Annotated in this window: 11 protein-coding genes; 9 read left to right on the forward strand and 2 right to left on the reverse strand. The window is 67.6% G+C overall.

Translation table 11 applies throughout. From position 1 onward, the window contains the following. Nucleotides 1-55: 55 nt before the first annotated feature. Nucleotides 56-685 carry a uracil-DNA glycosylase gene (locus ACU18_RS18405; protein ID WP_050687928.1) on the reverse strand — a complete coding sequence of 210 codons (630 nt, stop codon included), beginning with the start codon at nt 683-685 and terminating at the stop codon, nt 56-58. A gap of 378 nt (nt 686-1,063) precedes the next feature. Here ACU18_RS18405 and ACU18_RS18410 point away from each other — a divergent pair, with 378 nt between their 5' ends. From ACU18_RS18410 to ACU18_RS18430, 5 genes are all read left to right on the forward strand, one after another. Next, nucleotides 1,064-2,353 (forward strand): adenylosuccinate synthase, encoded by a 1,290-nt coding sequence (locus ACU18_RS18410; protein ID WP_050687929.1) that lies wholly within the window; start codon nt 1,064-1,066, stop codon nt 2,351-2,353. A 238-nt stretch (nt 2,354-2,591) separates the two neighbouring features. Continuing rightward, nucleotides 2,592-2,927: a YegP family protein gene (locus ACU18_RS18415; RefSeq protein ID WP_050687930.1), complete on the forward strand. Its 336-nt coding sequence runs from the start codon at nt 2,592-2,594 to the stop codon at nt 2,925-2,927. Between the two features lie 185 nt (nt 2,928-3,112). Further along, a complete protein-coding gene (locus tag ACU18_RS18420; RefSeq protein WP_050687931.1) occupies nt 3,113-3,661 on the forward strand; it encodes an RNA polymerase sigma factor in 549 nt (182 codons plus the stop codon). Beyond that, nucleotides 3,658-4,566 (forward strand): hypothetical protein, encoded by a 909-nt coding sequence (locus tag ACU18_RS18425; protein ID WP_050687932.1) that lies wholly within the window; start codon nt 3,658-3,660, stop codon nt 4,564-4,566. The genes ACU18_RS18420 and ACU18_RS18425 overlap by 4 nt, the downstream gene beginning before the upstream one ends. A gap of 44 nt (nt 4,567-4,610) precedes the next feature. Then, a complete protein-coding gene (locus ACU18_RS18430) occupies nt 4,611-5,036 on the forward strand; it encodes a CoA-binding protein (RefSeq protein WP_050687933.1) in 426 nt (141 codons plus the stop codon). A 34-nt stretch (nt 5,037-5,070) separates the two neighbouring features. Here ACU18_RS18430 and ACU18_RS18435 read toward each other — a convergent pair whose 3' ends face one another. Next, entirely contained in the window at nt 5,071-6,099 is a 1,029-nt protein-coding gene (locus ACU18_RS18435) for an isopenicillin N synthase family dioxygenase (RefSeq protein ID WP_050687934.1), read from the reverse strand. Between the two features lie 45 nt (nt 6,100-6,144). On the opposite strand from ACU18_RS18435, the gene ACU18_RS18440 reads away from it, so the two are divergent. From ACU18_RS18440 to ACU18_RS18455, 4 genes are read left to right on the forward strand one after another with little or no spacing between them, the layout of a single operon-like run. Next, nucleotides 6,145-6,552 carry an MmcQ/YjbR family DNA-binding protein gene (locus ACU18_RS18440; RefSeq protein ID WP_050687935.1) on the forward strand — a complete coding sequence of 136 codons (408 nt, stop codon included), beginning with the start codon at nt 6,145-6,147 and terminating at the stop codon, nt 6,550-6,552. Continuing rightward, the gene (locus tag ACU18_RS18445) at nt 6,545-7,087 is read left to right on the forward strand and encodes a DUF1990 family protein (protein WP_050687936.1); all 543 of its coding nucleotides are present in this window, start codon (nt 6,545-6,547) and stop codon (nt 7,085-7,087) included. The genes ACU18_RS18440 and ACU18_RS18445 overlap by 8 nt, the downstream gene beginning before the upstream one ends. Then, nucleotides 7,084-7,401, forward strand: coding sequence for a putative quinol monooxygenase (locus ACU18_RS18450; protein WP_050687937.1), 318 nt, complete (start codon nt 7,084-7,086; stop codon nt 7,399-7,401). The genes ACU18_RS18445 and ACU18_RS18450 overlap by 4 nt, the downstream gene beginning before the upstream one ends. A gap of 37 nt (nt 7,402-7,438) precedes the next feature. After that, entirely contained in the window at nt 7,439-7,732 is a 294-nt protein-coding gene (locus tag ACU18_RS18455; RefSeq protein ID WP_050687938.1) for a DUF503 domain-containing protein, read from the forward strand. The last annotated feature ends 37 nt before the right edge of the window (nt 7,733-7,769 follow it).

The raw sequence follows: 7,769 nt of genomic DNA on the forward strand, positions 1-7,769 counted from the left end.
AGGTCACCGCCCGCCGTCGTGCGTTCGAAACTGCCAGCCGAAGCGGCGGGTGGGACTAGGCCTTGGCCAGTCCCGTGCGCGCCATGGCGTCCGCGTAAGCAACACGCATGTCTTCTAGGAACTCCTCCTGGCGGACCGGGGACCCGGCAAACGCGCGGCCGGACAGGGAGCGGACCTTGTAGGTCTTCAGGCCGCGGCGCCAGATCATGGGCACTTCGGTCTTCAGCAGCAGGTTGGCCAGGCGGTTGGCTTCGGTGCCATGCGCCACGATCACGGAGGCGCGGGGAACCAGGGCCAGGAACTTCAGCAGCGGCTTCAGGCCCGCCGAGATCTGGTCCGGGGTGAACTTGCCGTTGGGCTCGCCCGCCGTATGCCACGGGTGGACGTTCCACGGCATCACGAACTCGGGGCGCAGGCCCAGCTTCCACTGGATGCCCAGCATGCGGGTGGCGGCGTCACTGTCGCCGGGGGTGATGAAACCCGTCCCGTCAGCCTCGCCGATATTGGAGTAAAGGCTGATGATGCGGCACTCGTCCACATCGTGCATGGGATCCACGTAGGGGACCATGGTGCCGGGCTTGGCCGCCTGCAGGGTGTCGCACAGTTCGTTGACAACCGCCACGTTGGGTTCGTAGCGGCGGCTCAGGAGCTGTTCGTGGAATGATTCGGGGGCCAGGGCTGTCATAAAGGGCTGGATCTCCTGCAGGGATTGGCGTTGCTGCCGCCAGCCGGCGCGGGCGCAGGGAAGCGCACACGCCGGAAGCGGTTGAAATGGGGTGGACCGGCTCCTGGCCGATCCTGTCCAGTCTACCAAGCCCGGAGAAACGAAACGCCGGTGGGTTGTGGGCAATCTGCCGGGGCCCGCACCCGTATTGCCCCGCAGGTCAGCCAGCGAGTGGACAAACGCCCCGATCGGCTAAACTTGGGTGGTAAGAGCCCCGGAACTCTTGCGCCGGCGTGCCGCCGGCACCTGTCCATCCGGGGCGTTCTCATGAACGGCGCCGCGCCGGGACCGCCACCTTGTGGCGGCACGGGGCTGCCCGAACGAATGGGGGAGGATCCCATGCCAGCAATCGTGATCGTAGGAGCCCAGTGGGGCGACGAAGGAAAAGGCAAAGCGACCGACCTTCTGGGCGGCCGCGTTGACTACGTCGTCAAGCCCAACGGCGGCAACAACGCCGGGCACACCGTCGTCGTAGGCGGTGAAAAGTACGAGCTCAAGCTCCTGCCGGCAGGCATTCTCAGCCCCAACGCCATCCCCATCATCGGCAATGGCTGCGTGGTCAACCTCGAGGCGCTCTTCCAGGAAATCGAAGGCCTCCAGGCCCGTGGCGCCGACACCTCCAAACTGCGGGTCTCGGCGAACGCACACCTCGTGGCGCCGTACCACCAGGTCCTGGACAAAGTCACCGAGCGTTTCCTCGGCAGCCGCGCGATCGGCACCACCGGCCGCGGGATCGGCCCCGCTTACATGGACAAGGTGGCCCGGCTGGGCATCCGCGTCCAGGACGTTTTTGACGAGTCCATCCTCCGCCAGAAGGTGGAAGGGTCCCTGCGCCAGAAGAACGAACTCCTGGTCAAGATTTACAACCGCCGCAGCGTGGTGGTGGACGAGATCGTGGAATACTTCCTGTCCTTCGCCGACCGGCTGCGGCCCCTGGTCATTGACAGCACCCTGGTGCTGAACACCGCCCTGGACGAGGGCAAGGTTGTGCTGATGGAAGGCGGCCAGGCCACGTTCCTGGACGTGGACCACGGCACCTACCCGTTCGTCACCTCATCCAACCCCACCGCTGGCGGCGCGTCGGTGGGTTCCGGCATCGGCCCCACCCGGATCTCACGATCCATCGGCATCATCAAGGCGTACACCACCCGCGTGGGCGCAGGTCCGTTCCCCACCGAACTCTTCGATGATATGGGCATGTACCTGCAGAAGACCGGCGGCGAATTCGGCGTCAACACCGGCCGGCCCCGCCGTTGCGGCTGGTACGACGCCGTCCTGGCCCGCCACGCCTCCCGCGTCAACGGTTTCACGGACTACTTCGTCACCAAGCTGGACGTCCTGACCGGCATCGAGCAGATCCCCGTCTGCGTGGCCTACGACGTTGACGGTGTGCGCCACGACGAAATGCCCATGACGCAGACCGAGTTCCACCACGCCAAGCCCATCTTCGAGTACTTCGAAGGCTGGACCGAGGACATCACCGGCGCACGGACGCTCAGCGACCTGCCGGAGAACGCCCGCAACTACGTGCTGGCCCTGGAGAAGCTTTCCGGCACCCGGTTCTCCGCCATCGGCGTGGGTCCGGACCGGGACCAGACCATCGTGGTGAACGACCTCATCAACGACTAAGCGTTCCTGGGCCCACGCCCGCAGGGTTCCCTGGCCGAGCTTGCGAGGCTGGGGAGCGGGTGGGGACGACGGCGGCGGCTCACCTTTGGGTGGGCCGCCGCCGTCGTCTGCCAAGGCCGCCGGCCCGCTGTTGACATGCAATTTACACAGGGTTAACCGCGCGGCTCTTGTTGGTGTCTTCCGCGTCGGGGAGGGTTGGAGGACCAGTTGAGGGGCAAGGATGCCGGGAGGATTTGTGATGGCGGGCAATTTCGAGGTTTTTGTTGATCCAGAGTCGATGTACAGGTTCCGGCTGCTGGCTGCTGACGGGACGGTGATGGCGGTCTCCGGAGCATTTGCTGACAAACCAGCCGTAGCTGCCGGCATAGCCGCGGTCCGTGAGTGCGCCGGCACCGGCCTCGTGACGGACCTGAGCCGCCGGCCAACCGCCCCGCAGGTCCCGGCCCTGCCGGTCGAAGCGCCGCGCGCTGCCGTAGACACTGCCCGCGCCCTCCGGGGCCACGTGTTCCGGGTGGCGCTGGGACCGGGCGCACCGGCCAGGAAACCGCGCTGGATTGTGGCAGCGGCCCGCTGAGCCTGAAAGTTTTTCCAGCGTCTGCGTAACCCCGGGAAGCCCCTGGACGATTACCCCTTTGTAGAGCCGGCCCGGAACTTGTCCCCCATCACGTTCCGGACCGGCTCTTCCCTGTCCCGGAACCATGGTTACCGGCGGGTAAAGTAGGCACGGAAAAAGCCCTCCTGACCGAAAGCGCTGCGTCCGTGACTGATGCCCTGACCGATGAGCTGCTCCCGGAGAGCGCCGGCGGGACCAACGCCAGCCTGGTTTACCGGACCTACGCCCCGCAGGTGCTGGGATACCTGGTGGCCCGCGGTGTGGAGGACCCGGAGGCGGCCATGCAGGAAGTCTTCCTGGCGGTGCTGCCCCGGCTGGAATCGGTGCACGGCGGGGCGGCCGGGCTGCGGACCTTCATCTTCTCCGTGGCGCACGCCCGCATGGTGGATGACCACCGGCGGCAAAGCCGGGCGCCCGTCACCCTGCCGTTCGACGCGGACCTGGACCAGCGGTCCACCGCCTCCGCTGAAGCTGCCGCCCTGGACCGCATGGCGCCCCGCGAGGTTGTGGCACTGCTCAACGTGCTGCCGGCAGACCAGCGTGAAGTGCTGGCACTGCGCCTGGTGGCCGGACTTTCCGTGGACCAGGCCGCCAAAGTGATGGGCAGGTCCGCCGGCGCAGTGAAGCAACTGCAGCGGCGGGCGCTCCTTAAACTGCGGGAAACCACTGACGTGAAGGAGTACCTCAAGCCATGAGCGCCCACGACGGAAACCTTCGCCGCACCGTGGCGGAACTGCTGGACGACTCCGGCCAGCAGGACAATGAGGCCCTCGAGGCTGCCCTGATGTCCCTGGGCGGGCTGGCCCACACGCCGGCTCCGGCCCCCGGGCCTGGCCTGGCAGCCCTTCTTTCCGACGTCCCGGACGAAGTGGCCCGCCACCGCAGGCTGGGCCGCGGCAAATCAACGATCGTTGGCCTGGCCGTCATCGCCGGCATGGGACTCGGCGCCACAGGCGTGGCCGCCAGCACCGGCGGACACGCAGGAACAGGCAGCTTCTCCGTCCAGCAGCTGCTGGGTCCGTGGGTGACAGGCCCGGCTAACCCTGCCCCTGCACCCATTCCTGATCCTGCGTCCGTTCCTGTGCCTGCGCCTGTGCCTGTGCCTGCGCCGCAGCCCGGGCACGTCACGGCCGGTGAACCAGGCGGCCCGTCAGGCGGGGACAGCACCCGGCAATCCGCTTCAACTCCCGGGTCCGTGCCTGCGCCGTCCCCGGTTCCGCCTGCCGTCGCTGATGCTGGTGCAGATTCCGGTGCCGCGGTGCCGGCCCCGGCGGCTGCAGCAGCGGGAGCCGGGAGCTTGGGGCTGCCGGACGCCGTCCAAGGCAACGGCCCCGGTGCGGCCGGAACCGAAGCGCGTGAACCCGCCGCCCCGGCGCTGCCGGCCCCGGCGGCACCACCCCGGGCAGCGCCAGCCGCGTCCCCGCCTGCCGCCGCGTCCCCACCGGCGGACTCCCCGAAATCCGCAGAGTCGCCAGGCACCGCCCGGAAAGCCGACGGCACCCACCCCAGGGACCAGCGCCGGGTCAAACAAAAAGACAGCGAGAGGCTCCAAGCCCCTGCCGGCAAGGACAAGCCGGGGCCCGGCGGTCCGCGCGGCTAAGCCGGGTCCGCAGGCGTACGCGCCCACCGGCGTAGGCTGGGGCAATGAGCCACACCAACGACCCCGCAGTGATTGAGCGCCTCATGAGGACCAAGGGGCGGTGGGCCATCGTGGGCCTCACCACCAATGAATGGCGTGCAGCTTATGAAACTTCGTTGTTTATCCGGGACAGGCTGGGAATGGAGATCATCCCCGTCAACGTGCCGGGCGATCCGGTACACGGCGAAACCGGGTACAGCACCCTGGCCGGCATTCCTGCGGACAAGCAGCCCATCGACGTGGTGGACTGTTTCGTCAATTCGGAAAAGGTCGGCGCCGTGGTTGACCAGGCCATCGCTGTGGGCGCAAAGGCCGTGTGGCTGCAACTGGGCGTTATTGACGAGGCAGCGGCGCAGCGCGCCAAGGACGCGGGCCTGGATGTGGTGATGAATACCTGCCCTGCTCAGCAGGCGTGGAAATTCGACCTCTGAAACCCGGGTCCCGGCGTCGTGCTGCCGAAGCGTCTCAGCCCGCCCCCAGCTCCGGGTAGTGGCGCTCCGTCACGTCCGGGTGGGCCCGCATCCGGCCCTTGAGCATGTTGCGGCCGAACGAGGCCAGCAGGGGATTATCGGGATTGTCCGTGATGCCCCGCGCCGCGGCCTTCAGCTCCGGCGGAAGGGGTACGGGCCCGATGACAGCGTCCAGCCTTGGCGACCAGAAAAATGGGACGGAGTAGCGGTCCACGCCCGGCGGCGGGGCCTGCACCCGGTGGATGGTGGCCGCCAGATACCCTTCGGTAGCCACTTCCAGCATCTCGCCGAGGTTCACCACCAGCGCCCCGGGCAGGGGCTCCACGGGGAGCCATTCCGCCGTGCCGGGCGGCAGCACTTCGAGCCCGCCCACATCGTCCTGGAGCAGAAGGGTGACAAACCCGTAGTCAGCGTGCGAGCCCACCCCCTGGTTTCCCGCGGCCGTCACCACCCCGCCCACGTAGTGGACCAGCTTCCCCATCCAGGCCGGGGTCCCGTGGAACGGTTCGTCGAAGTAGTCCTCCGGCTGGTGCAGGGACACAGCGATGGCGCGCAGCAGGTCCATGCCCACGGACGACATCAGCTCCGCCCAGGCCATGGCAGCCGGTTTCAGGCCGGGAAAGCCCTGGTCCGGCCAGAGGTTGGGGCCCTGCAGCAGCCAGTACGGTTCATCGGCGGGGTGCCCGGTGGCCGGTTCCCGCTCGGGGGAGTAGTCGATCTGCTCCCGCGCGTCCGCCCTGCCCTGGGTCACTTCAGTGCCCATCCTGGTATACCCGCGGAAATGGGGGGACAACCGGTTATCCAGTTTCATCCGTTCCGCCAGCGGGAGGTTGAAGAAGTCCCGGATGACGGACAGCAGGTGTTCGGCCTGGCCGGGGGCGGCGCCGTAGCCGGTGACCTGGAAGAAGCCGATGTCGTGGGTGGCGTGCCGGAGCTGTTCAATGAATTCCGGATTGAACGTCCCGCCGGGCAGCCGGGCTGTGGTGAGGTCCAGAACGGGGATGGCTCCCGGATCGTGTGCCATGTCCGCAGACTAGCACCGCCCGGTCCGGCTTTGTAGGGTCTAGGTATGGATCCAGCCTACTTACGGAAAATCTGCCTGGCGTTCCCGGGGAGCTACGAGGACTACCCCTTCGGGCCGGAGACGGCGGTGTTCAAAGTCCGGGCCCACATTGCCGGTGGCGCAACCCACGAGTCGCGGCTTTTTGCGCTGTCTTCCCTCGATGCGGCCGACTTTTACGTGAACCTGAAATGCGAGCCGGCGCTGGCAGAGCAGTTGCGCGCCGCCCACCCGGAAATCACCGGTGCCTGGCACATGAACAAAACCCACTGGAACGGGGTCCGGCTGGACGGCGCCCTGCCGGACGGCATGGTCAAGGACATGGTGGAGGATTCGTACGACCTGGTGGTGGCGCGGTTCAACCGGAAGCAGCGGGAACAGCTGGGCTGGGCCGGACTTGCAGGTGGCAATGAGTAAGCGCGGCATGCTGGACTATCCGGGCGTCGGTGGGACTGAACATGGTGTTGCGCCTGCCGGCTACCACCAGGCCCTGAAGGAAGTAAGGCTGGGCAGCGGCCAGGACCTGTACCGGCACGTTGCCGCGGGAATCCTTTCCTGGGAGCTGCAGCGGCGGGCCGGACTCCGGGTCCGGGCCGACGTCCCAACCGTCCGGCCGGGCGCACGGGTGGTGAGCGGATTCGGCGTCGGGCCCTTCCGCATCAACGCGCCGTGCGAGGTGGTGTGGGTCCGCGAAGCCGTGCCGGGCGGCTCCCCGCAGTCGGCCGGATTCGGCTACGGGACCCTGGCGGGCCATCCGGAGCGCGGCGAGGAGTCCTTCGAGGTGCTGATCGACGCCGCCGGGGCCGTGCACCTGCGGATCCGGGCCTTCAGCAAGCCCGCCAACTGGTTCTATACCGCAGGTGCAGTGGTGGCCGGCGCTGCCCAGCGGTACGTGACCGCCCGGTACATTGAAGGGGCAAAAGCACTCGCCACGGAAGGAACACCCCAGTGATATTCATTGTCGTCAAGTTCAAGGTCAAGCCCGACTGGTCGGACCGCTGGCTCGACCTGGTGGACGGCTTCACCACGGCAACCCGCCAGGAACCCGGCAACCTCTGGTTCGACTGGTCCCGCAGCACCTCGGACGCCAACGAGTTTGTCCTGGTGGAGGCCTTCAAGGACGACGCCGCCGGCGACCACGTCAACAGCGCCCACTTCCAGCAGGCCATGGTGGACATGCGCCAGGCCCTGGTGGAAACGCCGCGGATCATCAGCCGCCAGGTTGACGGCGAGGGCTGGGACACCATGGGCGAACTCAGCATCTGAGCCGCTCCGCCGGATCAGGCGGCCGTTACGATGAGGCATGTGGATCGGCTGGATCGAGTTCGACATTCTCCTGGGCGATGTTCACAGCCTGAAGGAAAAACGCTCCGTGATCAGGCCGCTGCTGGCCGAGACCAAACGACGTTTCGAGGTGTCGGTTGCGGAAGTCGGGGACCACGACCAGTACCGGCGCTCCCGTGTGGGGGCCGGGCTGGTGGCGGCTGACCGGGCGCACCTCGTGGCGGTGCTTGACGCCGTCGAACGTTTTGTGGCGTACCGCCCGGAGATTGAGTTGCTGGGGGTCCGCCGGCGGGATCTGCACAGTGAGGACTGAGTCCCCGCCCGTAACAGCAGCGCGGGGTCGCCTCCGG

It is taken from the genome of Arthrobacter sp. ZBG10 (genome assembly GCF_001238605.1).
In the GTDB taxonomy this organism is placed as follows: domain Bacteria; phylum Actinomycetota; class Actinomycetes; order Actinomycetales; family Micrococcaceae; genus Arthrobacter.

Bases quoted from the DNA above. Each gene is read 5' to 3' on its own strand.
- ACU18_RS18445 (WP_050687936.1), top strand. From the start codon at position 6,545: ATGAGTAAGCGCGGCATGCTGGACTATCCGGGCGTCGGTGGGACTGAA.
- ACU18_RS18455 (WP_050687938.1), top strand. From the start codon at position 7,439: ATGTGGATCGGCTGGATCGAGTTCGACATTCTCCTGGGCGATGTTCAC.
- ACU18_RS18405 (WP_050687928.1), bottom strand. From the start codon at position 685: ATGACAGCCCTGGCCCCCGAATCATTCCACGAACAGCTCCTGAGCCGC.
- ACU18_RS18435 (WP_050687934.1), bottom strand. From the start codon at position 6,099: ATGGCACACGATCCGGGAGCCATCCCCGTTCTGGACCTCACCACAGCC.
- ACU18_RS18425 (WP_050687932.1), top strand. From the start codon at position 3,658: ATGAGCGCCCACGACGGAAACCTTCGCCGCACCGTGGCGGAACTGCTG.
- ACU18_RS18415 (WP_050687930.1), top strand. From the start codon at position 2,592: ATGGCGGGCAATTTCGAGGTTTTTGTTGATCCAGAGTCGATGTACAGG.
- ACU18_RS18440 (WP_050687935.1), top strand. From the start codon at position 6,145: ATGGATCCAGCCTACTTACGGAAAATCTGCCTGGCGTTCCCGGGGAGC.
- ACU18_RS18430 (WP_050687933.1), top strand. From the start codon at position 4,611: ATGAGCCACACCAACGACCCCGCAGTGATTGAGCGCCTCATGAGGACC.
- ACU18_RS18410 (WP_050687929.1), top strand. From the start codon at position 1,064: ATGCCAGCAATCGTGATCGTAGGAGCCCAGTGGGGCGACGAAGGAAAA.